Raw genomic sequence first — 26,023 nt, 5'->3', positions numbered from 1 at the left:
CTTTCAGCGCCCCGCTGACCATTCATCCGCCACCGCCGTGTCGTCGTCATAGTCGGTTGCTGCTTGCACACCCGCGCCGTCGATTTCCAGCGCGGCCGCCCTACCCTCATCCGCAGACACCGGGCCCATGCGGTAAAGCTTGCCGATCAAGCTGACAGGCAACCCGCTGACGTCGGTTATCCATTGCAGAACCTGCTCCGGCACCGGATTGCCCCGCATTGCCCGGTGCAAATCAGGCATTGCCACGAGCATGCCGGGGTGGCACTGGCGCAGAAAAAGCTCAAGCGCCGCGCCATTCTCGACGAAAGGTGAAAAGAGCAGGCACACCAGTTGAGCCTCGCTCAGGCCAAGGTTTTTTTGCGCCTCGGCCGCTGCCAGCACACGCTGCTCGGCCAACGTCGCCGGATTGCCGAACGCCTCTACCGCTTGCTCGCACAACCGTTCCGGCAGTTGTTTGCGCCGCATCATCACCAATGCCCGTTGCAGGTATTCAGCGATGCCCGTCTCGTAGCCGCGGTCCTGCACGAAGCACGACTGCAAACCCCGCATGTGTGCAGAGATAGAAAGGCTGACGTACTCGTTGTCGCTGAGCTGAGCCGCCAGTTCGTCAGGTTGAAAACCGAGAAACTCTGTGAGCAGCGGCCAACGCTCTTCCAGGTTGCTGACCAACAAGTCGTGAATGTCGATGTACGTGGCGCGACGACAGGCCTCAAATCGTTCGGCCGGGCGCCACGCAACCTGGTCATGCTCAGCATAAAAAGCGCGGTAGCAGTCGCTGCCCAGTTCATCGAGCAGCGCGAAAAGCACCTCGTAGCCGGTTTCGTGGTGATTCGAGGTCTTGAGCCCGGCCTTGGCGGCAGCACGTTTCAACCCGTCGAGAAACTGCTTCTGCTGACGAGGTGAGTCGCTGCTGATCAATGCATCGACACCACTGTCCCAACGAGCTATTTGCCCATAGAACTCGCCGGTGGCCAGATACCCGTCGTCCCACAGATCAAGCGGCCCGCTCCAGGCGCGACAATGGCCCACCATCAAAAGATTGAGCCGATTGGATTCACGGCCGCCTTCGGAAATCGGCGCCAGGTGGTTGAACGGCAGGACTTCCCGGTTATCAACCATCAACACTTCGACCCGAGGATCGTCGTAGAGGAACAAGGCGCTGTAGCTGCGATGGATGTTTTCCAGGGCCGTCGGGCTTGCGTCGTTCAAGCGCAAGGAGGCCACTCGCAACTGGAATGTCGCTGGCGCCCGGCCGGCGATACTCAGCTGCGCGGCGCGCAGCAGCGCCAGGGTGTAACAACTGTCGCGGGACCCGGACTGAATCGCCAGGACCTTGTAATCGCCAATACGCTCCATGCCCCCGGCGGCGACCACCAGTCGCTGAATCATCAGCTGCAATGCCGTGCGTTCGGCGCGCGAGAAGAAACTCAGCAATCGCTGCAGCACTTGCTGATAGACATAGTTCATCGCTTGGTCATGGATATTGGTCATCTTTATTTACCTGTGTAAGTTCGATATCGCGCCAACAACGACACGCATAGCGCAATGATTGCTTGCCACGATTGAAGTACTGGACGCTATTGCCAAATGCTAGCACTTAAGCTTTTAGTAATTATTTGAAATAACTAGAAGTCTCCCCTGCTCCCGCCGGAGACAGGTGGCCGCTAACCCCCGTAGAGCCAGCCTCTTGCGGCTGCGAGCGACATCCTAGGAAATGTCCGACAGCGTCCCACAGACAATTAGCACAAGAAATAGAGAAAGAAGTCACCCATGTTTTTTTGGCAACGGCGCAACGACGAACTATTGGTCGGATATGTATTAACAGTGTGTATTGAAAAGTATCAAGCCGATACCCAGCCATGACTCATTCCTTGAGATGAAAGTAATCATTCAATTATCAAGGCTTATATGATGATTAGAAGATACAGATTGAGAGCAAAAACCAGTTCAGTTGCTGAACTGACCCATTGACGGGGCAATGGGACGTCTCATTTTGGCAGGTGCTGAAAACAGAAGAGTCCGTGGGGACACGGACTCTTGCAGAGGGGCTTACATGAAGGGCTTATGCAGGTTCGACCTGGAGCGCGACCCGTTCGCGGCATGGGCATTCGTCCATGTAGCGGTGTGCTTCTACAAACTCGGCAAACGGGAAGACCCGAGTCTTGAGCGGCAGCAGCACGCGGTCGGCGGTCATCTGGTTGATGTCGCGCAAGGCGCGTTGCAGTGCGACCTGGTCCTGGATGATGCCCAGCTCAGGCTTGCCGGTGAAGTTGCCGATGCAGTGCACAAAGAACTGGATGTTCTTCTGGAACGCTGCGCAGGCCGGGAACGGCGTCTGGTTGCCACCTTGCAGGCCGTACAGCACCAGGCTGCCACGAGGTGCAAGCACATCGCCAAGCAACGACATCTGTGGACCGCCGAGACCGTCGAACACAACGTCCACGCCACGGTTGTCGGTGATCTTGTTGATCTGCATCAGCAGATCCTGTTCTTCGGTGACGATGACTTTCTCGGCACCCAGGGACAGCAGGTTTTCACGCTCTTCTGCGGTCTTGGTCGCGGCAATGACCCGGATACCCAGAGCCTTGCCCAGTTGTACAAAGGACGGACCGGCACAGTGGCTGGCGTCGGTCACCAGTGCGAATTGCCCGGGTTTGACCCGTGCCAGATCGACATAAGCGAAGTAAGCGATCAGCAGCGGCGTGTAATGCACGCTGGCTTCGATCGGGCTGAGCACGTCCGGGTAGCGGGTCAGTGCCGAGCGCGGCAGGACGATCTGTTCGCCGTAGACCGGATAATCGTTCGGGCTTTCAGCCGGGAAGCTGGCGACCTTGTCGCCGATTGCCAGATCATCGACGCCCTCGCCGACCGCCGTCACGACGCCGGACATTTCATGGCCAAGGCCTGAAGGCAGACGAGCGTGGGAAGAGGCCAGGTTCTGGCGCCAGAGAATGTCGTACCAGCTGATGCCAATCGCCTCGACGCGCACCTGCACTTCGCCCGGTGCAGGGAGAGCGGCCGCATGCTCTTCGCATTTGAGCACCTCGGCTGGACCAAACTTGTGAAAACGGATCGTGCGGGACATCGCAAACCTCGTCAAAGAAACCTCTAATGCCCTGAACTCTATCTGGGCTTTCTACCCAAGACTATCAGTGGCTATTAATAGTCGACATGCCTGTCATTGATTCCGCAGCGCCGGCGACATCGTCAAATGCCGTGAAAACCGAAGCAGCCCTTTTCAGGAAAACTGAATTACTCGGTGCAGAGTAGCAGCCTTTCCCCGTAATATTCATGCCGGCCATTGTTCTCATATGGCCGCTCTCGTCAAGCTTGATGACTCTGCCAGGACTCCAGATGAATCGTAATGACCTGCGTCGTGTCGACCTGAACCTGTTGATCGTTTTCGAAACATTGATGCACGAACGCAGTGTGACCCGCGCTGCGGAGAAACTGTTCCTCGGCCAGCCGGCCATCAGTGCGGCGCTCTCGCGCCTGCGCGGGCTGTTCGATGATCCGTTGTTCGTGCGTACCGGCCGCAGCATGGAGCCGTCAGCCCGGGCGGTGGAAATCTTCGCCCTGCTCTCGCCTGCACTGGATTCGATTTCCACAGCGGTCAGTCGTGCGGCGGAATTCGATCCGGCGACCAGCACCGCAGTGTTTCGCATCGGTCTGTCGGACGATGTCGAGTTCGCGTTGCTGCCGATGCTGCTCAAACGCCTGCGCGCCGAATCACCGGGGATCGTGCTGGTGGTGCGTCGGGCCAACTACATCCTGATGCCGAGCCTGCTGGCCTCGGGCGAGATTTCCATCGGCGTCAGCTACACCGCCGACCTGCCGGCCAACGCCAAGCGCAAAGTACTGCGCCGCAGCATGCCGAAGCTGTTGCGGGCCGACACGGTGCCGGGGCCGTTGAGCCTGGATGATTTTTGCGCGCGGCCTCATGCACTGGTGTCGTTCGCCGGTGACCTGAGCGGCTTTATAGATGAAGAACTGGAAAAGCTCGGACGCAAACGCCATGTGGTGCTCGCGGTGCCGCAGTTCAACGGACTCAGCACACTCATCAGCGGGACCGATATTGTCGCGACCGTGCCGGATTACACGGCTGAAGCGTTGACGGCGGCCGGCGGTGTGCGGGCTGAAGACCCGCCGTTGCCGGTGCGCAGTTTTGAATTGCACATGGCCTGGCGTGGGTCGCAGGATAATGATCCGGGCGAGCGTTGGTTACGCTCGCGGATTCAGATGTTCTTCGGTGATCCGGATAGTTTGGCCTGATCCTGATTATGTATTAGGGCTGATGGCCCCATCGCGAGCAAGCTCGGCTCCTACAGGGGTCACACATTCTGTAGGAGCCGAGCTTGCTCGCGATGGCAGCGACTCGACCCAACGCCTTATCTTTGCATTCCCCGCAACACTGAATTGTCATCAATCCAATTGATAGCCGCCTAACGAAAGGTGCACGCTAGAGAGCTTGGCTGTCGCTTATATCATTCCGAATGATAGTTACCTTTAGCTCATTCGATTCGTGCGATACATCCTCGCCGAGCATCATCCGTCCATTCTCAATACATTGGCGGATGCATCCATGGAACAATCACTCAAACATTTACGCTTCCCGTTGGCCCTGTTGGCCGTACTGGTGATGAGCGCCTGCGGCAAGACTCCGGACACGGCCGCCACTATGCCCGCAGCCAAGGTCAGCGTGGCCAAGGTGCTGGAACAACCGGTTAACGAGTGGGACGAATTCACCGGCCGCCTCGAAGCGCCGGAAACCGTAGAAATACGTCCACGGGTCTCTGGCCAGATCGATGAAGTGGCCTTCACTGAAGGCGCTTTGGTCAAGAAAGGCGACCTGTTGTTCCAGATCGACCCGCGTCCATTCCAGGCCGAGGTCCGCCGCCTCGAAGCCTTGGTTGCCCAGTCCCGCGCCAACGCCACCCGCAGCGAAAACGAATCCCAGCGTGGCGAACGTCTGCGCACCAGCAACGCGATCTCCGCCGAGCTGGCCGATTCGCGCACCAGCGCTGCTCAAGAAGCCCGCGCCGCCGTCGGTGCCCTCCAGGCGCAACTGGACCTGGCCAAACTGAACCTGAGCTTCACCCGTGTCACCGCGCCGATCAGTGGTCGCGTCAGCCGTGCGGAAATTACCGCCGGCAACCTGGTGACCGCCGATACCACCGCGCTGACCAGTGTGGTGTCCACCGACAAGGTCTACGCCTACTTCGACGCCGACGAGCGTGTGTTCCTCAAATACACCCAGCTCGCTCGCCAGGGCAAACGCGGCGCTACCACGCCAGTGTACCTGGGTCTCTCCAACGAAGACGGCAACCCACACCAGGGCGTGATGAACTTCGTCGACAACCAGGTCAACCCGAAAACCGGCACCATCCGCGGTCGTGCCGTGTTCGACAACAGCGACGGCGCCTACACCCCAGGCCTGTATGCCCGTCTGAAACTGGTCGGCAGCGGCACCTATTCCGCCGTGCTGATCAACGACGAAGCGGTCGGTACCGATCTGGGTAAAAAGTTTGTGCTGGTGATGGATGCCGACAACAAGACTGTTTACCGCTCGGTCGAGCTGGGTCCGAAGATCGAAGGTTTGCGCATCGTGCGCAGCGGCCTGAACAAGGACGACACCGTCATCGTCAAGGGTCTGCAACGGGTTCGCCCTGGTTCGCCGGTCACCCCTGAAGTGATCCCGATGGCCAGCGAACAAACTCTCGCGGCACTTGCACAACAACGACAAGCGCTGGAAGCCAGCAACCTGCCCCAAGTCGCCCCTGCCAAGGTCGCGCCGGGTTCGGTTGTGAAACTGGCTGCTGCGACTCCACGCGGTTAAGGGATCTCTACGATGAATTTTTCCCAATTCTTCATTTCACGGCCGATCTTTGCAGCGGTACTTTCGCTGCTGATCCTGATCGCCGGCGCCATCTCGCTGTTCCAGTTGCCGATCAGCGAGTACCCGGAAGTAGTTCCACCGACCGTTGTGGTTCGTGCGAACTTCCCGGGTGCCAACCCTAAAGTCATCGGTGAAACCGTGGCCGCTCCATTGGAGCAAGCCATCACCGGCGTCGAGAACATGCTGTACATGTCCTCGCAGTCCACCGCTGACGGCAAAATCACGCTGACCATCACCTTTGCGCTGGGCACCGACCTGGACAACGCACAGGTACAGGTGCAGAACCGCGTGACCCGGACCGAGCCGAAACTTCCAGAAGAAGTGACGCGCATCGGTATCACTGTGGACAAGGCTTCGCCCGACCTGACCATGGTTGTGCACTTGACCTCGCCGGACAAACGCTACGACATGCTCTACCTGTCCAACTACGCCTTGCTCAACATCAAGGATGAGCTGGCGCGTCTGGGCGGTGTCGGTGATGTGCAGCTGTTCGGCATGGGCGATTATTCGCTGCGGGTCTGGCTCGATCCGAACAAGACCGCTTCGCGCAACCTGACCGCCACCGATGTCGTAACCGCAATCCGTGAGCAAAACCGTCAGGTAGCTGCCGGTGCGTTGGGTGCACCTCCTGCACCGAGTGCCACCGCGTTCCAGCTGTCGGTCAACACGCAAGGTCGTCTGGTTTCTGAAGAAGAGTTCGAAAACATCATCATTCGCTCCGGCGAAAACGGTGAAATCACTCGCCTGAAAGATATCGCTCGCATTGAGTTGGGTTCCAGCCAATACGCGTTGCGTTCGCTGCTGAACAACCAACCGGCAGTGGCGATCCCGATCTTCCAGCGCCCTGGTTCCAACGCAATCGAAATTTCCAACGAAGTGCGCGACAAGATGGCGGAGCTGAAAAAGAGCTTCCCGGAAGGCATGGACTTCAGCATCGTCTATGACCCGACGATCTTCGTGCGCGGCTCCATCGAGGCAGTGGTTCATACCCTCTTCGAAGCGCTGATCCTCGTTGTGCTGGTGGTGATCCTGTTCCTGCAAACCTGGCGCGCCTCGATCATTCCGTTGGTGGCGGTGCCGGTTTCGCTGATCGGTACGTTTGCCGTGATGCACCTGTTCGGCTTCTCGCTGAACGCCTTGTCACTGTTCGGGCTGGTGTTGGCCATCGGTATCGTGGTGGACGACGCCATCGTGGTGGTGGAGAACGTCGAGCGAAATATCGGACTGGGATTGACGCCGGTCGAAGCAACCAAACGTGCGATGCGTGAAGTGACCGGCCCGATCATCGCGACGGCGCTGGTGTTGTGTGCGGTGTTTATCCCGGCCGCGTTCATCTCTGGCTTGACCGGTCAGTTCTACAAACAGTTCGCCCTGACCATTGCGATCTCGACCGTGATCTCGGCGTTCAACTCGCTGACCCTGTCGCCCGCCCTGGCTGCGGTGTTGCTCAAAAGCCATGACGCGCCGAAGGACCGTTTCTCCAAGGTCCTCGACAAGATCTTCGGTGGCTGGCTGTTCCGCCCATTCAACCGCTTCTTCGACAAGGCCAGCCATGGTTATGTCGGCACCGTGGGCCGGGTTATCCGCAGCAGCGGCATCGCCCTGCTGTTGTACGCAGGCCTGATGGTGCTGACCTTCTTCGGTTTCGCCAACACCCCGACCGGTTTCGTACCCGGCCAGGACAAGCAATACCTGGTGGCCTTCGCGCAACTGCCGGACGCCTCGAGCCTGGACCGTACCGAAGACGTGATCAAACGCATGTCCGACCTCGCCCTGAAACAGCCAGGCGTGGAAAGTGCCGTGGCCTTCCCGGGCCTGTCGATCAACGGTTTCACCAACAGCCCTAACGCCGGCATCGTGTTCGTCACCTTGAAACCGTTCGACGAGCGTAAAGACCCGAGCATGTCTGCCGGTGCGATTGCCGGTGCATTGAACGGCCAGTACGCCGGGATTCAGGAAGCCTACATGGCGATCTTCCCGCCGCCGCCGGTACAAGGCCTGGGCACCATTGGTGGTTTCCGCCTGCAGATCGAAGACCGGGGCAACCTGGGCTATGACGAGCTGTACAAAGAAACCATGAACATCATCACCAAGAGCCACAACGTGCCGGAACTGGCCGCCCTGTTCACCAGCTACACCGTGAACGTGCCGCAAGTCGATGCAGCTATCGACCGGGAAAAAGCCAAGACTCACGGCGTGGCCGTCAGCGACATCTTCGACACCCTGCAGATCTATCTGGGTTCGCTGTATGCCAACGACTTCAACCGCTTCGGTCGCACCTACCAGGTCAACGTTCAGGCCGAACAGCAGTTCCGTCTCGAACCGGACCAGATCGGTCAGCTGAAAGTGCGTAACAACAAAGGCGAGATGATCCCGCTGGCGACCTTCATCAAGGTCAGCGACACCTCGGGCCCGGACCGCGTGATGCACTACAACGGCTTCATCACTGCTGAAATCAACGGTGCGGCAGCCCCCGGCTACAGCTCCGGCCAGGCCGAAAAAGCCATCGAGAAACTGCTCAAGGAAGAACTTCCGAACGGCATGACCTACGAGTGGACCGACCTGACCTACCAGCAGATTCTGTCCGGCAACACCGCACTGTTCGTGTTCCCGCTCTGCGTACTGCTGGCGTTCCTGGTGCTCGCCGCTCAATACGAAAGCTGGAGCCTGCCACTGGCGGTGATCCTGATCGTACCGATGACCCTGCTGTCGGCCATCACCGGTGTGATTGCTTCGGGTGGCGACAACAACATCTTCACCCAGATCGGCTTGATCGTACTGGTGGGACTTGCCTGTAAGAACGCGATTCTGATCGTCGAGTTTGCCAAGGATAAACAGCAGGACGAAGGTCTCAGCCCGCTCGACGCGGTACTGGAAGCTTGCCGTCTGCGTCTGCGGCCGATCCTGATGACTTCCTTCGCGTTCATCATGGGTGTTGTGCCTCTGGTGTTCTCCAGCGGTGCCGGTGCCGAAATGCGTCATGCCATGGGTGTGGCAGTGTTCTCCGGGATGCTCGGGGTGACCTTCTTCGGTCTGTTGCTGACGCCAGTGTTCTACGTACTGATTCGTAACTTTGTGGAGCGCGGTGAAAAGCGCAAAGCGGCCAAGGCCCTGAAACTGGAGGCGCAACAATGAGTCTGAAAGCCTTCCTGCCGAGCCTTCTGGTACTGGCCCTGAGTGCCTGTGCCGTCGGCCCGGACTACAAGACCCCAGCCACTGAGCCGGCCAACATCACCACCGCCACCGATGGCAGCGCCGGTCAGAAAAACTTCGACCGCTCGCGTTTCGAAGGCATCTGGTGGCAGCAGTTCGAAGACCCGACCCTCAACCAGTTGGTGACTCAATCGCTGAAAGGCAACCGTGATTTGCGCGTAGCCTTCGCTCGCTGGAAAGCGGCCCGGGCGATTCGCGATGACGTCAGCAATGACGCCATGCCAACCATCACCAGCCGGGTCAGCAGTGACCTGGCCAAGGGTCAGATTCCGGGCCAGACCACCAAGCGGGTCAATAGCGAACGCTACGACCTGGGTCTGGACATGGCGTGGGAGATCGACCTGTTTGGCCGTATCCAGCGCAATCTGGAATCCGCCGACGCCGAACAGCAAGCGCTTGAAGCCGATCTGTACCAACTGCAAGTCTCGATGATTGCCGAACTGGTGGATGCCTACGGTCAACTGCGCGGTGCGCAGCTGCGGGAAAAGATCGCCCTGGCCAACCTGAACAACCAGCAGGAATCGAGCAAGATCACCGTCAGCCTGCGTGATGCCGGCGTCGGCGATCAACTCGATGTGGTTCGCGCCGATGCACGCCTGGCATCCGTCGAAGCCAGCGTGCCGCAATTACAGGCCGAACAGGTTCGGCAGAAAAACCGCATCGCCACCCTGTTGGGTGAGCGTCCGGACAAGCTGACCGTCGACCTGAGTCCAAAAGACTTGCCGGCGATCGCCAAGGCCCTGCCGATCGGTGATCCGGGTGAACTGCTGCAACGTCGCCCGGACATTCTCAGCGCCGAGCGCAAACTGGCCTCCGCCACCGCCCGAATCGGCGTGGCCAAGGCTGATTTGTTCCCACGGGTCAGCCTCAGCGGCTTCCTTGGCTTCACCGCCGGGCGCGGTTCGCAAATCGGTTCCTCGGCGGCCAACGCCTGGGCACTGGGCCCAAGCATTACCTGGGCGGCGTTCGACCTTGGCAGCGTGCGCGCCCGTCTACGGGGTGCCGATGCGGATGCCGAAGGCGCCCTGGCGACCTACGAGCAGCAAGTACTGTTGGCACTGGAAGAATCGGAAAACGCCTTTAGCGACTACGGCAAACGTCAACAACGCCTGATCTCGCTGATCCGTCAGAGCGAATCCAGCCGCGCCGCGGCCGATCTCGCCCAAATTCGCTACCGCGAAGGCACGGCGGACTTCCTCGTCCTGCTCGACGCCCAGCGTGAGCGCCTGGCGGCCGAAGACACTCAGGCCCAGGCCGAAGTAGAGCTGTATCGCGGCATTGTCGCAATTTACAAAGCCTTGGGCGGTGGCTGGCAACCAGAGACGGTCGCCATCAAGTAAAGTTTTAACGAGCTCCTTTGGTTGGTCGCAACCAACCAGTTCCTTTGCCCTGCGCCTCATTCGGTCGCGGGGCTTTTTTTGCCCAATGAAAACACCTGACCCCCCTGTAGGAGCCGAGCTTGCTCGCGATGGCGGCGTGTCAGTCGACATCCATGTTGAATGTTAAGGCGCCATCGCGAGCAAGCTCAGCTCCTACAGGGGTTAGGGGTGATCCGGGGGATTGCGGGTTTCCATGATGGTTACGGTGGCCGTGGTCCCTGCACGCAGTCGGTTTTTGGCCGCGTAATCGGGGTCGATCTTTATCCGCACCGGCACCCGCTGCGCCAGTTTGACCCAGGTGTAACTGGGGTTGATATTGGCCAGCAGGCGACCGCCGGGCAGGTTCTCCCGGTCGGAAATGGCGAAGGCAATGCTTTGCACTGTGCCGCCGAAGGTTTCGCCGCTCATCAATTCGATCCTGACCCGGTCGCCCTCCTCGATTCGCGGCAGCTTGGTTTCTTCAAAGTAGCCGCTGACATAAAACGAGTCGCTGTCCACCAGCGCCAGCAGCGCGCCACCGGCCGCGGCATAGTCACCCTGACGGGTCAGCAGGTTGGTGACGTAACCACTGACGGGCGCTTCCACCCGTGTGCGCTTCAAATCCAGTTCGGCCTGGGTCAATGCGGCGATGGCCAATTGCACGTTGGCCTGGGCCAAGCCGAGGTTAGCCTGGTTGCGCAGCAACTCGGCCTGCGCCACCGCCACTTCCGTGCTGGACTTTTCCCATTCTTCGCCAGAAATGGCGAAGCGCTGCTTGAGCGTGCGCCGTCGGCGCTCTTCACTCTGACGCTGACGGAGCAGCGCTTCACTGGCGACAATCGTTGCCTCTGACTGACCAAGGGTGGCTTTCGCCACTTCCACCGAGCGTTTGGCATGCTCCACCGCCAGGACATAGCGCGCCGGGTCGATCTCCAGCAGCAACTGGCCTTTCTCCACGTGCTGGTTGTCCTGCACGCCCAGGCCGACGATGCGCCCCGAGACATCGGCGGACAAGGTCACCACATCGGCACGCACCCGTGCATCGCGGGTCCAGGGCGCGCGGGTGTAATGTTCCCAGGCAAACCAGCCGAGAACAAAGGCCAGCAGTACCACCGCCACCGTTACGAGTCGGGCAAGGATCTTCTTCAACGCATCAAGCTCCCATCACCAGAATCAGCGTTGCGCAAACGCAGGCGTATAACGCGCCTTCGAACAAGGCTTCATGCCAGACGAACCGCAGCACGCCAATGCGGCGCAAGATCCAGTCCAGCAGCAAGTAAATCGGCAGGGCCAGCAGTAAGGCCTGGGCAATCGGCGGCAAGTAGACGCCACCCAATTCGAAATCAATGGGCAAGGACTGGCACTCCTTCCGTTTCTGCGGGTTGAAAGTGTTTGCGATGTCGCTCCAGAAACGACACCACGATCAACAACGCCACGCGCATCCTGAAGACCGACCACAGGTGTTCATGAACGTCTAAATGGAGGTCGTCCATTTCATCGCCCGAGACACGCAGATTTCCGAGCAGCTGTTCAAGGTCAATCCCGGGCCGCCCGGCGATCAATCGTCCTGTCTCACGAACCGCCGCCAGCAAACGGTTTTGCTGATCAGTACTGAGCAAGGTGTTGCTTTGCCCCTGTTGCCTGAGCTGGTTCAACGCCACACCCAGAGCCATGCACCCGAGACTGACTTCGAACAGCTCGCTGGATTGCTTGTCGTTGGTGGCCGGCAACAGTCCCAACATCATGGTCAGGCGATCGACCATGCGACTTTCAAACGCAAATTGCTGCTCATCGGTGGCCGGCGTCTTCAGCAAAGCGTAGACCTGCTCACGGTTCTCATTGAACAGTCGGCGCATTCGCAAATCGGGCCTGAACGGGAAGATCAAGGCGTAGACACTGAGCGCCAGCGCGGCGGCGCAGATATACGAACCGGCAAACTCGAACCACTGAATGGCACTGTTTTGACCGATTTCCGTGTTTTGCGGGCCCAACAACAGCATTGTCGTCAGTCCAAGACCAATGCCTGTGCCCGTGGTGGGCGGACTGGACAACCCCACCGCGACGGCATACAGCAATGGGGTTAGTAACAAGGCGAGTAACTCGAAGTCACTGATCATCGGTATCAGCAGGAACAGATACAACGCCGATACCACCAAGGCCAGACCCAGCCCCCTGGCAAAGCTTTGGCTGGCCAGCAACGGCCTTGGAAAAGTCGCCATCAGCGAACAGAGAATTCCCGCCACGATCATCCCGCCACGCGCCCCGTCCCAGGCGGTCTCGATCCAGATCAGACCAGCCACCAGCAACGCGGTAAATGCGCGGACCGCGTTCATTGCCGCCAACGTGAAATCCAGATGGAGCGGATTCTCCTGGCCGCGAAACATGCTACTGGCCGCACGCCCTTCCTGGATCGCATCGCTCAGTTCGAGAATCTGGCCGAGCTGCTCCAGCATCCGCGCCTGCTCCCAGCGCAGTGCCCAGGCCAGCGAGCGCAGCGTGGCTGGCATCGTTTCGGTCAGTTGTTCTGCCTTATAGGCTTGATCATCGAAACGCTGTTGCAGCGCCGCAAAATGGTGCCGCGCTTCGGTCGACAGTGAGCGCCCTTGCAGGGCCAATTCATCGAGAAACGCCAGTTCTTCGGCACGCAAACGCTGTATCTCTTCGGGCAACGCTCCTTTCCAGCGCTCGGCCAGCAGTTGCCGCTGGTGGCGTAGCGCCGTCAGCCGCGAGGTCAGCAGCACAAGCTGATTTCCCAGTAGTTGCACCAGACTATTGGCGCTGCGCAACCGGGGTGCGTCGTAATACAAATGCCGCCTTACGCCTTCCAGGGCGCTGATCGCGCCGAGCAGTTGCATCTGCCGCCGATGGAAATCGGCCTCGCTTTCCTCGGTTCGAATGACGGCAGCAGCGTGGGTCGCGAGCAGCTTGATGACCTGATCGATCTTGGCGAAATAATCCCGGACCACCGCTTCCGGTCGCGCGGTGAGCAGGCTGACCACGCACACACAAGCCACCGCCAATAGCGTCTCGGTCACCCGGGTGACCGCGAGAAGGAACGTACCGTCCTGATCGGGCACCGCCAGCAGTGCCACGACCACCGCCGTGTACCCGCTCAAAACAAACGCCTGGGAACTGGTGTAGCGCAACAAGGTGCCGCCGGCAGTACACAGCGCCAGCCACAAGGCCAAGGTGAGGATGAAAGGCAGGGGCGCCTGGGGAAAGATCGCCATGATCAACACCGCCACGACCGCCCCGAGCGTGGTGCCGATGACCTGGCCGAAACTCCGGGCCAGGGCCATGCCGCCCAATGGCTGACTGACTATAACCACCGCCATGATCGACCACTTGGGCTGCTCAAGGTCGAACAGGAACGCCAGATACAACGTCAGCAGCCCGGCCACGATGGTCCGCAGGGCGAACAACGCCACGCCGGGCCCGGGGTTGAGTATCGCTTTGAAGTATTGAAGCAGCGGTTGCATGGGAGCGCTCATTGAGTCATCTCCAGCAAGCGTAGTCACTGCCAAGGCGCCTCGACGGGTTTCAATATCGACGCAACTTGTAGGCAAAATCATTGAAAGGCCAGCCCGCCTCGAATTGACTGACTAACAAATTGAACTGAGTCTGGGTTTGACTCCCAGCCTTGGCTGACCGAAGCTGGCAACTTTGCAACAGCTTGCCAGCTCCCGGATTCCTGCATGCCCCAGTCCCGCCGCTACCTGCTCATCAGCCTCTGCGTCCTGTTTGCCATCGGCCTTGCCTGGTTTTTCCTGCGCAGCACACCCCCCGCCGTGCCGGAGGCGATCAAGCGTGGCTACAGCGAGGCGCTGAATCAGGCGCGCGCGGGCCAACCGGGTGCAGCGCGGGTTCTTTACCAGCAATTGGGCCGCCCCGATATATCGCCCAAACGCCGCGTCTGGTTGCATGCCGAACTGCCCAACTACCCCAGTTCCGTGGCCCTGAAACTGGCGGATGCGGACTTGCAGCATGAATCGCCGGACGTGCGCATCGCGGCGATCAAAAGCATCAGCGGTCTGGTGCCCAGCGGTCAGCGCAGCCTGCTGCTGGGCCCGTTACTCGATGACAGCGAACAGCGCGTCCGCTATGCCGCCGTAAACGCCTTGCTGGGGCTATCGCCGGACGATCTCGGTTTGTACTTCGGGCCGCTGGAGCAAGCCATCGATGCCTGGGAACAGGACCTGAAGAGTCAACCGGAAAGCGCCGACAACCAATATCAACTGGCTCGGCTGCATCTGCACAATGCCGAATTGAAAGAGGCGCAGCAGGCGCTGGAGAACACCTTGCGTCTTGCGCCCGGTAACCTGCCCGCGCTGGTGATGCAAATCGACGTGCTCGATCGCCTGGGCCAAAACGATGCGGCCCGGCAACTGTTGGCCAAGCAGCTAAAGGCTCAGCCCGACTCGGCCTACCTGCAACATGCCCTGGGACTCTGGCTGTTGCATCACGGGCAAAGTGAGTTCGCCCTCCTCGGCCTTTCCAAAGCCGTGGAGCTGGAGCCGGACAACAAGGATTACCGCTACGACCTGGCCACCACGCTTCACGATGAACAGGAACTGGAAGCGGCGCAGAAACAGTTGCAGGAGATCGTCCAGCGTCACCCGGCCGACCGAAGAGCCCGGGTATTGTTGATCAACTACTGGAAAGAAAGCGGCCAGCTGCAAAACGTACAGATTTTGTTGGCGCAACTTGAACAACTCAATCCCGACGACCCCGCCTTGCAGCAAGGGCTTTAACAACAGCAAAAATTTCGTTGAACTCGTCGTCTCGGCCAAGGGTCAAGAGAACAGGCAGTCCATTCAGGCACTACGGCCTGCTGCCTCGCTTCCCCTAGTCATGAGAGGGCATTTTTTGTCTACATCAAACGAGTTGATCAGTGCAAAAGCCGCCACCGGCATCGAAGGTCTGGATGACATCCTGGCCGGTGGTTTGTCCCGCGGGCATGTGTTTTTACTGGAGGGGGAACCCGGAACCGGCAAAACCACCGTCGCTTTGCATTTCCTGTTGGCCGGCGCTCGTGCCGGCGAACGCTCGTTGTACATCACGTTGTCGGAAACCGAGCGAGAGCTGCGACAGGGTGCGTTGTCCCACGGCTGGGAGCTGGATGAAAACATCCACATCTTCGAGCTGACGCCCCCGGAAAGTCTGCTCAATGCCGAGCATCAGCAGAGCTTGTTGTATTCCTCGGACCTTGAACTGGGCGAAGCCACCAGGCAGATTTTCGAAGTGGTCGAACGGGTCAAGCCGACCCGCGTGGTACTCGACAGTCTTTCCGAGATCCGTCTGCTGGCCCAAAGCTCATTGCGCTACCGTCGCCAGATCCTCGCGATCAAACACTACTTCGTGCGCTATGACGCCACGGTGGTGTTGCTGGACGACCTGACCACCGAATCCCTCGACAAAACCGTGCACAGTGTGGCCCACGGCGTCATTCGTCTTGAGGAGCTGACCCCAAATTATGGCGCCGAGCGCCGGCGAATCCGTGTGGTGAAGTACCGCGGCCAGAAGTACCGTGGCGGGTTTCATGACTTCACCATCATGGGCGATGGCGTTCATGTGTTTCCGCGCCTGGTGGCTGCCGAGCATCGCGGTCGCTATATCCGTCAGCAACTGTCCAGCGGCATCAAGGAAATGGATGCCTTGCTCGGTGGCGGGATCGAGACCGGGTCCAGCACGTTGATCCTCGGCCCTGCCGGTACCGGCAAATCGCTGATCTCGATGATCTTCGCCGCTGCCGCCGTGGCCCGTGGCGAAAAAGCCGCGCTGTTTATATTCGATGAAGAGCTCGGGTTGCTGTTCGAGCGCATGAAGAACATTGGCATCGACCTCCAGGCGCTGCAAGACACCGGCAACCTGCTGATCGAGCAAGTGGACGCGGCCGAGTTGTCCCCCGGAGAGTTTTCCTACCGGGTGCGGCGCTGCGTCGATGAGGGCAATATCAAGACCGTGGTGATCGACAGCATCAATGGCTATCAGGCGGCGATGCCCGAAGAAAACGCCCTGGTACTGCACATGCACGAGTTGCTGCTGTACCTCAATCGCCAGGGTGCCGCGACCTTCATGACCGTCGCCCAGCATGGACTGGTCGGTGACATGCAGGCCCCCGTGGACATCACCTATCTGGCCGACACGGTGATTCTGCTGCGCTACTTCGAAGCACTGGGCAAGGTGCGCCGGGCGATTTCGATCATCAAGAAACGCACGGGCAGCCATGAATCGACCATTCGTGAGTACCGCATCAGCACTCAGGGCATGACCATTGGTGAACCGCTGGATGCATTTCAGGGGGTATTGCGCGGTGTCCCGACCTATCTGGGTGCCAGCAATCCTCTGCTTGAGGAACAAAGCCCGTGATCGCCCAGGAAGCGATGTCCGAGCGTGCAATCATTCTCGCGCCGCTGGGTCGCGACAGCCAGATTGCGCTGATGATGCTCAATGAAGCGGGTTACGACGGGGTCATTACTCGGGACCTGGTGGCGTTGTGCAGCGAACTGCAGCAAGGGGCAGGATTACTGCTGATCTCTTCCGAGGCCTTGCTGGGCGGTGATCTTGAACCGCTGCTCGGGCTGATCGAGCAACAGCCGGCCTGGTCTGACCTGCCGATTGTATTGATGACCTACCATGGCGGCCCGGAACAAAACCCGGCGTCGCGCTACGGCCCACAGCTGGGGAACGTGACCTTTCTTGAGCGTCCTTTTCACCCGGTCACGTTGATCAGCCTGGTGACCACCGCATTGCGCGGTCGTCGACGACAGTACGAAGCCAGGGACCGGCTGATCGATTTGAGTCAAAGCGAACTGCGACTGCAAAACACCCTCGAAACCCTTGAACAGCAGGTCGAGGAACGTACCGCCCAGCTTCGACACAATGAAGAAGCCCTGCGCCAATCGCAGAAGATGGAAGCGGTCGGCCAGCTCACCGGCGGCATTGCCCACGACTTCAACAACATGTTGACCGGCATCATCGGCAGCCTTGAGCTGCTGCGCCGACGTCTGGCCCGTGGGCGCACCGAGGATCTGGACAGTCTTATCGACCTGGGCGTGACCTCAGCCAACCGCGCGGCAGGCCTGACCCACCGTTTGCTGGCGTTCTCCCGGCGTCAGTCGCTGGACTCCAAACCCGTGGAGATGAACACCCTGGTGGTGTCCATGGGCGAATTGCTTCAGCGCAGCATCAACGAAACCATTCAGCTGGACATGCAGCTGAACGAGCAACTCTGGGTGGCCGAGGCCGATCCCAATCAACTGGAAAGCGCCCTGCTCAATCTGGTGATCAATGCTCGGGATGCGATGCCCGATGGCGGAAAACTGGTGGTAAAAACCAGCAATCAGCATCTGGACCTTGGCTTCACCGAGACGCAAAGCAACCTTCAACCGGGTGATTACGTGGTGCTGAGCGTCACGGACACCGGGTGTGGCATGCCGCAAAGCACCATCAACCGGGCCTTTGACCCGTTCTTTACCACTAAGCCCATCGGTCAGGGCACAGGCCTTGGATTGTCGATGATCTATGGCTTCAGCAAGCAATCACGCGGCCACGTTGCCATTCACAGTGAAGTGGGCAAAGGCACCACGGTGAGCCTGTTTTTGCCGCGATTCAGCGGTGTCCTGCCTCAGGACAGCCCGGTGAACGTCCAGCACGCTCCGTTCGCGCAGAATGGCGAAACGGTGCTGATCGTCGAGGATGATCCGGCGGTGCGGGTGTTGGTCAGTACGGTGTTGAGTGACCTGGGCTATGCCTTCGTCGAGGCGGGCGATGCGGACAGCGCAGTGCCGATTCTCGATTCCGGGCAGCGTATCGATCTGTTGATCAGCGACGTTGGATTGCCTGGCATGAATGGCCGGCAACTGGCGGAAATCGGCCGGCAATACCGGCCTGATCTGAAGGTGTTATTCATCACCGGTTACGCCGAACACGCGGCGGTGCGCGGTGGTTTTCTGGATCCTGGCATGCAGATGATCACCAAGCCGTTCACCTTCGACCTGTTGACGGCGAAGGTGCGGGAGATGATCCGGATCTGACGCGTCCCCCTGCTGTTCACTTGAGGTCGGTGTTTCCAGGTGCACACATGCGTAGCGAGGGGACGGTGGATCAAGGGCCGACCTGTTTTTTTGTGTGTATATCCGTTTTTGCGGTCACGGCGGCTATTGGTTTCGCTTTTACAGCGAGTCACTTGGAAAAGCCCCAAGTAACCAAGGGCTCTTGCCCCTATCGTTCGGTGCCTCGCTGTGGCTCGGCATGCCCTCGCTCCGGTCCTGCTCCGTGGGCCCGCCGCCATCGGCCATCCATGGCCGGGGGCGGCTAACCCGGCATCCATGCCGGGTTGCCCACTGCGCAGAACCTCCCCTCGGCCTCCCGAGGCGGCGGTGCATCCAGATCAAAAGCTGCAGGCGAGCTAACGCTCGGCCTGTTGAGTGGTGAGAAGCAAAAGCTGTACGCCGATCTGCTTTATGTGGGAGCGGCGGTGCGACGATTCGACTTGCTCGCGAAGCTGTTGATCTTGCCGTTGCCGTTGCTTTGGCTTTTGATTTTGATCTGTTGCCCCTTTCCCAGAGGCCGAACGCTGGTATTGCGCAGGGGGCACCGCGGCAAGGATGCCGCGGTAGCCGCCCCCAGCCATGGATGGCCGATGGCGGCGGGCCCCCGGAGCAATGCCGGAGTGAGGGCATGCCGAGCCACAGCGAGGCACCGAATGGAGGGGCAAAGCGTTTTGCTTCCTTTTGGGCGTCTGCAAAAGGGAGTCGCTGTAAAAGCGAAACCGCCAGCCGCCATCACCGCAGAAACGGATATGTACCCAAACAGCATTACCCGTAGGAGCAAAGAGTTTTACGAAAGCATTTCCTGCATAAGCTCTTGCAGCACATCCAGATCAAACGGCTTGGCCAGGATCGGCGCCTTACGGGTGATCGGGCTGTCCGTCTCGCGGATTTCCTGCGGATAACCGCTGATAAAGATCACCTTGAGTTCCGGTCGCAGCTTCACGGCGGGTTCAGCAATCTGCACGCCAGAGATTCCGCCCGGCAGGCGGAAATCGGTGATCATCATGTCCAGGTGCGGTTTGCTCGACAGAATTTCGAAGGCCTGCTCGCCGTTTTCGGCCTGCAACACCCGGTAGCCCTCACCCGACAGATAGGCCGACAGCACCATCAAAATCGAGGGGTCATCTTCGACGATCAATACGACGTCTTGTGCATCTTCACTCATGGGAAGCCTTTGTTCGGTCAATAGCTGCTGATACGACCGTCGGGTCGATCAGAGGTTGCGTTTATCTGGCTGTTTTCCTACTGCGGCAGACAAACGCGAAACAAGGCGCCTTCGCCAATCCGGCTTTCGACGGTAATGGAACCGCCATGGGCGGCCACAATCTGCTCGGAAATAAACAACCCCAGGCCCAACCCCGCGACAGCGTGTTTGGCCGTGACGCGTTCGAACTGCTGGAAAATACGCTTCTGGTTCTCTTCGCCGATGCCGATCCCGAAATCGCGCACTTCCACCCAAGCCTGACCGCTCTCACTGTACACCTTAACGGTGATCGGACTCTTGGCGCCGTAACGCAAAGCATTGGTCAGCAGGTTGGAAATCACCTGTTCAATGCGAAATTCGTCCCAGCTGCCCACCACCGTTTGGTCGGCCTCCAAGGTGACCGAGGACTCGGCAGCCTCGATCTGCGGTGCAAAGTTCTGCAACCAGTCGCGAACCAGCGCCGACAAATCGAAACGCGTCGGTCGGATCGACAACTTGCCGGTGCGAATGCGCGACACATCGAGCATGTCCTCGATCAAGCGGATCAGGCTTTTGATCTGCCGTTCGTCGCGATCGACCATCGCGTGCATTTTGTCCAGGGTGAACGCCGCAGCATTATCCCTGGCCAGGTGCATCTTGCGTAACTGGGTTTCGAGGATCAGGCCATTGAGCGGCGTGCGGACTTCGTGGGCAACGATGGACATGAAGTCATCGCGCATGCGCACCGCTTGCTCCAGTTCCAGCTGGGTACTCTGTAACTGCTCGAGCAGCGCTTCCTGCTCTCGGCGGCTTTGCTCCAGCTCTTCGACCTGCTGTTTCATCGCCTTGCTTTGGCGATACAGTTCGACGAACACGTTGACCTTGCTTTTGACCGCATGGATATCCAGCGGCTTGTAGAGGAAATCCACGGCGCCGCTTTCATAGCCCTTGAACGCGTAGTTCAGTTCGCGACCGCCCGCACTGACGAACACGATCGGAATGTTCTTGGTCTTTTCCGTACCGCGCATCAGCTCGGCCAGTTCGAAGCCATTCATGCCGGGCATCTGCACATCGAGAATGGCCATGGCGAATTCGTGTTGCAGTAACAGCGACAAGGCTTCGTCGGCGGACAAGGCTTTATAGACGATACGGTCTTCGCGCTTGATCAGCGCTTCGAGCGCCAACAGGTTCTCCGGCAAGTCGTCGACGATCAGCAGTTTGGCCTGGATAGTACTTAGCATGCGATTCGTTCCAGCTCGACAAGCAGACGGCCGATGCCGCGAATAGGGAGAATATGGTCCGGCTGGTGTATATCAAGCGCCGCCTGGGGCATGGTCGCGACCTGGGCTTCGTCCGGGTCCTGAACGATGGTCATGCCACCTCGGCGCTTGACCTGGGCCAGGCCGCGGGCGCCATCACGATTGGCGCCGGTCAACAACACCGCGGCCAGAGCTGGACCGTAGGCATCGGCGGCCGACTCGAACAGGTAATCGATGGCCGGTCGCGAATAATGCACGCGGGCTTCCAGGCTCAAGGAAAAACTGCGGTCCTGCTCCACCGACAAGTGATAACCCGGCGTCGCAAAATACAGCGTTCCCGCTTCGACCAGCGTCTTGTCGCGGGCTTCCAGTACAGGCATGGCGACTCGCCGTGCGAACACCTCGGCCAGATGGCTGCGACGTTCGTCCGGCAAGTGCAAAACCACGATGATCGGCAGTTTGAAGCCTTCTCGCAATGGGCTGAGGATGCTCAGCAACGCCTCCACACCGCCGGCCGAGGCGCCGATCACGATAGCCTCTATAGAAGGCAAATCCGCTGCACTGTTCATGATTTGCGGTAAATCCGTTCTTGTTTGACCAACGGTTCGAACTGGTTACCGTAGGCCGAGAAATCCAGAGTTTCCTTGCTGCCCAGCACCAAAAATCCTCGATGGCAAAGGGATTCATGGAACAAACCGAAAGCACGATCCTGAAGCTTTTTATTGAAGTAAATCAAAACATTACGACACGAAATTAATTGAGTTTCTGAAAAAACACTGTCAGTCGCCAGGCTGTGATCGGCGAAGGTCACGTTCTCACACAGCGTCTTGTCGAAAATGGCGTAACCGTAAGCCGCCGTGTAGTAGTCGGCGAACGAACGCTGGCCACCTGCCTGCTGGTAGTTATGAGTGTAGGCGCGGACATTCTCCATGGAGAATATCCCTTGCTTGGCTTTATCCAGCGAGCGCGGATTGATGTCGGTGGCGTAGATGATGGTGCGATCGAGCAAGCCTTCTTCGCGCAGCAGAATAGCCATCGAATAGACCTCTTCACCGGTGCTGCAACCGGCGATCCAGATCTTGATCGAGGGGTAAGTCTTGAGCAGCGGCACCACTTCCTTGCGGATCGCCAGGAAATGCGAGGGATCGCGGAACATTTCGCTGACCGGGATCGTCAGCAGCTGCAACAACTGCATGAACGCCGTCGGGTCGTGCAGGACCTTTTCCTGCAACGCTGAAATGGTCGTGCACTCGAACTGGCTCAACGCATGATTGACCCGGCGCTTGATCGAAGCGCCGGAGTAGTCGCGAAAGTCATAGCTGTATTTGAGGTAGATCGCCTCGATCAACAAGCGCAATTCGATTTCGGTGTTCTTTTCCACTAAATGCGTTCCATCTTCGGCAACCACACGCGAATCAGCGAGAACAGGCGATCCAGGTCGATGGGCTTGGCCAGGTAATCGTTGGAGCCCGCTTGCAAGCAGCGCTCCTGATCGTCCTTCATGGCCTTGGCCGTCACCGCAATGATCGGCAGCTTGCGCCAGCGCGGGTCCTTGCGGATCTCGATGGTGGCTTCGAAACCATCCATCTCCGGCATCATCACGTCCATCAGCACCAGATCGATGTCCTCGACTTCATTCAGTCTTTCAATCGCTTCACGGCCGTTCCGGCCGATGACCACGACTGCACCCTTTTGCTCCAGGGCACTGGTGAGGGCGAAGATGTTGCGTACATCGTCGTCCACCAGCAGCACCTTGCGACCCTCGAAGACCTTATCGCGGCTGCGCGCGGTCTTGAGCATCCTCTGGCGTTCATGGGACAACCTGGATTCGACTTTGTGCAGAAAGAGTGTCACCTCATCCAGCAAACGCTCTGGCGAGCGCGCGCCCTTGATGATGATCGAGCGCGAATACTTGCGCAGCTCGGCCTCTTCGTCCCGGGTCAGGTTGCGCCCGGTGTAGACGATCACTGGAGGGAACGAGCAGATATCTTCCGTGGACATGCGCTTGAGCAAGTCGTTGCCGAGCATGTCCGGTAGCTTCAGGTCGATGATCATGCAATCGAAAATCGTCGTGCGCAGCAGGTCCAGCGCATCTTGTGCCAGGCCAACGGCAGTGATCTCGATGTCCTCATCGCCGATCAGCCGGGCAATGCTGTCGCGCTGCAGATCATCGTCTTCGACCAGCAGGACGCGTTTGACTTTCTGGGTCAGCTTGGCCTCAAGGCGGGCAAACACGTCCTTGAGCTCTTCGCGGGTGGTCGGCTTGACCGCGTAACCAATGGCGCCCATGTGCATTGCGGCTTCGACCCGGTCTTCCACGGAAATCACATGCACCGGAATGTGCCGTGTTTCAGCGTGTTCCTTCAGGCGTTGCAACACAGTCAACCCGGAATGATCCGGCAACCGCATGTCCAGCAGAATGGCGTCCGGGATGAATTCCCTGGCCAGGTCGTAACCCTCGTCCGCCCCGTGCGCCACCAGGCACTGATAACCCAGCTCATGCGCCAGGTCGTAAAGGATATTGGCGAAGTTCGGCTCGTCTTCCACCACCAGAATGCAACGCGTGGCGAATGGCGCTTTGGTGCGATCGTCGTCGAAACGCGGAATATCGACTTCGGCAATCAGCGGGACCAGCACGGCGGGCATTACTCTCGGGGTCATGGCAACCGGCGTGGCTCTCATCGGTTCGACAGGCTCATCGCCCGGCTCAACGTATTGCTGCGGCAACACCAGGGTGAACACACTGCCCTGCCCCGGCTCGCTGGTGACACTGATGGAACCGCCGAGCAAGGCGGCCAGGTCACGGGAAATCGACAAGCCCAGGCCGGTGCCGCCGTAACGGCGATTGGTGGTGCCATCGGCCTGGCGGAAGGCTTCGAAAATACCGTCCTGCTGATCCGCGGCAATGCCAATCCCCGAATCGCGAATGATAAAGGCAATACCATCGCCGGGCTGACTGGCAACTGTCAGGCTGACCTCGCCTTTTTCGGTGAATTTCACTGCGTTGGACAGCAGATTCTTGATCACCTGCTCCAGACGCTGGCGGTCGGTGAAGATCATCATCGGCGCACCGGCCTGCATTTCGACCTGGAAATCCAGTTTCTTGTCGGTCGCCAGGGGTTGGAACATCCCGCGCAAACCATCCACCAGACGCGCGACACTGGTGTTTTCCGGTCGCATCTCAAGCTTGCCGGCCTCGACCTTGGAAATGTCGAGAATGTCGTTGATCAAGTTGAGCAAATCATTGCCGGCGGAATAGATCGACTCGGCAAACTTGACCTGCTCGGCGCTGAGGTTTTCCTGAGGATTTTCCGCCAGCAACTTGGCCAGGATCAACGAGCTGTTCAGCGGCGTGCGCAACTCGTGGGACATGTTGGCGAGGAATTCAGACTTGTACTTGCTCGAACGCTGCAACTCTTCGGCGCGTTCTTCGAGCTGGAGCTGGGCCTGATTGAGCAGGGTGTTCTTCAGGTCCATGGCGTCGCGCTGGTCCGCCAGGATCTGCCCCTGTTCGGCGAGCTGCTCATTGGTTTGTTCAAGCTCGACCTGCTGGGTCTCCAGATGCACCTGAGATTCCTTGAGAATCCGCGACTGCTCTTCCAGCTCTTCGTTGGCGGTCTTGAGTTCTTCCTGCTGGACTTGCAGCTCTTCATTGAGCTGCTGGGTTTCAGCCAGCACTTCCTGCAGTCGCTGGCGATAGCGAGCGGCCTCGATGGACGTGCCGATGTTGCCGGCAATCAGTTCAAGCAATTCGACATCGCGGTCCGTCAGCGGGCGCAGGAAGCCCAGCTCGATCACACCGTTGACCCGATCGTCGTCACTGGTCGGCACCACCAGCACACTGTGCGGCAGACCTTCACCCAGGCCGGAGCTGACCTTGAAGTAACCGCTCGGTACGTCATCGAGACGGATCAAGCGAGCCTGGTGCGCTACCTGGCCGACAATGCCTTCATCGCTGTAAATCTGCTGTTCGCGCGCTTCCTGCTCGCGGGAGAAGCCATAAGAGGCAATGCGCTTGAGACCGCCATGGTCTTCGCGGACATAAATGGCGGCGACGGCGGTGCCCAGGTACTGCGCGCAGAACTGCAGAATGTTGCGGCCCAGCAGATTAAGCGACAGTTGCCCCAGCACTTGTTCGGCCAGTTCAGTCTGGCCATTGCGCAGCCAGGCCTGCTGTTCCAGACGCTGGGCGCTGCCCTGTTGCCCGGCGAGGTTGGCGCTGTAACTTTGCGAAAGGTTGAGCAAATCCCGACGACCAATGTAGGCCAGCAAGGCGCTGATCCCGGCGATGAACAACAGGTAAAGGCTGATGCTCCAGATAGTGGTACGGCGCACGTCTTCGTTGCGCGTGGTGCGCAACTGTTGCTCCATGTCGATCACGTCTTCGAATTGCTTGCGGATCTCATCGGTCAGCCGCTTGCCGCGCCCGGTCTTGACCGCGCTGCGGTAATCGCCGCTGGCTCGCTGCAATTCAATTAGGCTCTGCGCGTAAGTGGCCCACTCATTCTGCAAGGCCTGGAGCCGGTGCAGACGGTCGGTCTGCACCGGGTTGTCCGCGGTAAGGTCGAGCAAGGTATTGAGGGCGACAGCGATTCGCGGCTTGGCCGTTTCGTAGGGTTCAAGGAAGTGCTCGTCGCCAGTGAGCAGGAAGCCGCGCATACCGGTTTCCAGATCGACGGTGAGCTTGATCGATTCATTGGCGTTATTGATCACCCGGTCGGTGTGCTCGACCCATTGGGTCACCGACAGCAGGTAAGTGATCAGCGAAACAAAGAACACTGCACTGAGTACGCCGACACTCAACGGCAGGCTAATGTTGCGGTTCAGGAGTTTACGGAATCGTTGCTCATCAACCGAAGACGCGGATGTCATAGGGAAAACCTTGTCGAACTGTTGAAAACCAAGGAGTTTGCCCCAAAAGCGCCGGTTTGATCCAATTATCTGACACCTTTCCGCGCAAAATCCTACATTCCACTGCTCCACCGCAAAGGAGCGGTTATCCTGCCGGCACTTGTGCGGCTATTCTTTTTTTCTACCGCGTGGGAACTTGTCGGGTTCCG

17 protein-coding genes are annotated in these 26,023 nt (G+C 59.1%); 7 read left to right on the top strand and 10 right to left on the bottom strand.

Going from position 1 to position 26,023, the window contains the following annotated elements:
- Nucleotides 1-3: 3 nt before the first annotated feature.
- On the bottom strand, nucleotides 4-1,491 hold the full coding sequence (locus PMI27_RS22590; protein WP_008156365.1) for a hypothetical protein: 1,488 nt from the start codon (nucleotides 1,489-1,491) through the stop codon (nucleotides 4-6).
- A gap of 571 nt (nucleotides 1,492-2,062) precedes the next feature.
- Nucleotides 2,063-3,085, bottom strand: a complete 1,023-nt coding sequence (locus PMI27_RS22595; RefSeq protein WP_008156368.1) for a zinc-dependent alcohol dehydrogenase family protein — start codon at nucleotides 3,083-3,085, stop codon at nucleotides 2,063-2,065.
- Nucleotides 3,086-3,354: 269 nt separating this feature from the next.
- Between PMI27_RS22595 and PMI27_RS22600 the strand changes: the two genes are divergently transcribed.
- From PMI27_RS22600 to PMI27_RS22615, 4 genes are all read left to right on the top strand, one after another.
- Nucleotides 3,355-4,272 carry a LysR family transcriptional regulator gene (locus tag PMI27_RS22600; protein WP_008156370.1) on the top strand — a complete coding sequence of 306 codons (918 nt, stop codon included), beginning with the start codon at nucleotides 3,355-3,357 and terminating at the stop codon, nucleotides 4,270-4,272.
- A gap of 310 nt (nucleotides 4,273-4,582) precedes the next feature.
- Nucleotides 4,583-5,836, top strand: a complete 1,254-nt coding sequence (gene mexE / locus PMI27_RS22605; protein ID WP_008156373.1) for a multidrug efflux RND transporter periplasmic adaptor subunit MexE — start codon at nucleotides 4,583-4,585, stop codon at nucleotides 5,834-5,836.
- Between the two features lie 12 nt (nucleotides 5,837-5,848).
- Nucleotides 5,849-9,031, top strand: coding sequence for an efflux RND transporter permease subunit (locus PMI27_RS22610; RefSeq protein WP_008156375.1), 3,183 nt, complete (start codon nucleotides 5,849-5,851; stop codon nucleotides 9,029-9,031).
- Nucleotides 9,028-10,449 carry an efflux transporter outer membrane subunit gene (locus tag PMI27_RS22615; RefSeq protein ID WP_008156377.1) on the top strand — a complete coding sequence of 474 codons (1,422 nt, stop codon included), beginning with the start codon at nucleotides 9,028-9,030 and terminating at the stop codon, nucleotides 10,447-10,449. Before PMI27_RS22610 ends, PMI27_RS22615 begins: the two co-directional genes overlap by 4 nt.
- A gap of 201 nt (nucleotides 10,450-10,650) precedes the next feature.
- Here PMI27_RS22615 and PMI27_RS22620 read toward each other — a convergent pair whose 3' ends face one another.
- From PMI27_RS22620 to PMI27_RS22630, 3 genes are read right to left on the bottom strand one after another with little or no spacing between them, the layout of a single operon-like run.
- Nucleotides 10,651-11,616 (bottom strand): HlyD family efflux transporter periplasmic adaptor subunit, encoded by a 966-nt coding sequence (locus PMI27_RS22620; RefSeq protein WP_008156379.1) that lies wholly within the window; start codon nucleotides 11,614-11,616, stop codon nucleotides 10,651-10,653.
- Nucleotides 11,617-11,620: 4 nt separating this feature from the next.
- A complete protein-coding gene (locus PMI27_RS22625) occupies nucleotides 11,621-11,821 on the bottom strand; it encodes a DUF1656 domain-containing protein (RefSeq protein WP_008156381.1) in 201 nt (66 codons plus the stop codon).
- Nucleotides 11,811-13,958: an FUSC family protein gene (locus PMI27_RS22630; RefSeq protein ID WP_008156383.1), complete on the bottom strand. Its 2,148-nt coding sequence runs from the start codon at nucleotides 13,956-13,958 to the stop codon at nucleotides 11,811-11,813. The genes PMI27_RS22625 and PMI27_RS22630 overlap by 11 nt, the downstream gene beginning before the upstream one ends.
- A gap of 204 nt (nucleotides 13,959-14,162) precedes the next feature.
- Here PMI27_RS22630 and PMI27_RS22635 point away from each other — a divergent pair, with 204 nt between their 5' ends.
- From PMI27_RS22635 to PMI27_RS22645, 3 genes are all read left to right on the top strand, one after another.
- Nucleotides 14,163-15,218 carry a tetratricopeptide repeat protein gene (locus tag PMI27_RS22635; RefSeq protein WP_008156385.1) on the top strand — a complete coding sequence of 352 codons (1,056 nt, stop codon included), beginning with the start codon at nucleotides 14,163-14,165 and terminating at the stop codon, nucleotides 15,216-15,218.
- Nucleotides 15,219-15,333: 115 nt separating this feature from the next.
- Nucleotides 15,334-16,836, top strand: a complete 1,503-nt coding sequence (locus PMI27_RS22640; RefSeq protein WP_008156387.1) for an ATPase domain-containing protein — start codon at nucleotides 15,334-15,336, stop codon at nucleotides 16,834-16,836.
- Between the two features lie 14 nt (nucleotides 16,837-16,850).
- Nucleotides 16,851-18,503, top strand: a complete 1,653-nt coding sequence (locus PMI27_RS22645; protein ID WP_033053291.1) for an ATP-binding protein — start codon at nucleotides 16,851-16,853, stop codon at nucleotides 18,501-18,503.
- An 805-nt stretch (nucleotides 18,504-19,308) separates the two neighbouring features.
- Here PMI27_RS22645 and PMI27_RS22650 read toward each other — a convergent pair.
- The 5 genes from PMI27_RS22650 to PMI27_RS22670 form a co-directional block, all read right to left on the bottom strand.
- Nucleotides 19,309-19,686, bottom strand: coding sequence for a response regulator (locus PMI27_RS22650; RefSeq protein ID WP_008146959.1), 378 nt, complete (start codon nucleotides 19,684-19,686; stop codon nucleotides 19,309-19,311).
- 77 nt (nucleotides 19,687-19,763) lie between these two features.
- Nucleotides 19,764-20,945, bottom strand: coding sequence for a hybrid sensor histidine kinase/response regulator (locus PMI27_RS22655; RefSeq protein WP_008146957.1), 1,182 nt, complete (start codon nucleotides 20,943-20,945; stop codon nucleotides 19,764-19,766).
- Nucleotides 20,939-21,532 (bottom strand): chemotaxis protein CheB, encoded by a 594-nt coding sequence (locus PMI27_RS22660; protein WP_008146955.1) that lies wholly within the window; start codon nucleotides 21,530-21,532, stop codon nucleotides 20,939-20,941. Before PMI27_RS22660 ends, PMI27_RS22655 begins: the two co-directional genes overlap by 7 nt.
- Nucleotides 21,529-22,344: a CheR family methyltransferase gene (locus tag PMI27_RS22665; protein ID WP_008146953.1), complete on the bottom strand. Its 816-nt coding sequence runs from the start codon at nucleotides 22,342-22,344 to the stop codon at nucleotides 21,529-21,531. Before PMI27_RS22665 ends, PMI27_RS22660 begins: the two co-directional genes overlap by 4 nt.
- The gene (locus PMI27_RS22670; protein WP_008146950.1) at nucleotides 22,344-25,835 is read right to left on the bottom strand and encodes a response regulator; all 3,492 of its coding nucleotides are present in this window, start codon (nucleotides 25,833-25,835) and stop codon (nucleotides 22,344-22,346) included. Before PMI27_RS22670 ends, PMI27_RS22665 begins: the two co-directional genes overlap by 1 nt.
- Nucleotides 25,836-26,023 lie beyond the last annotated feature (188 nt).

The organism is Pseudomonas sp. GM41(2012), assembly GCF_000282315.2.
In the GTDB taxonomy this organism is placed as follows: domain Bacteria; phylum Pseudomonadota; class Gammaproteobacteria; order Pseudomonadales; family Pseudomonadaceae; genus Aquipseudomonas.
The sequence above is the reverse complement of the archived record's forward strand: the minus strand, read 5'-3'. Positions and strand labels throughout refer to the sequence as shown.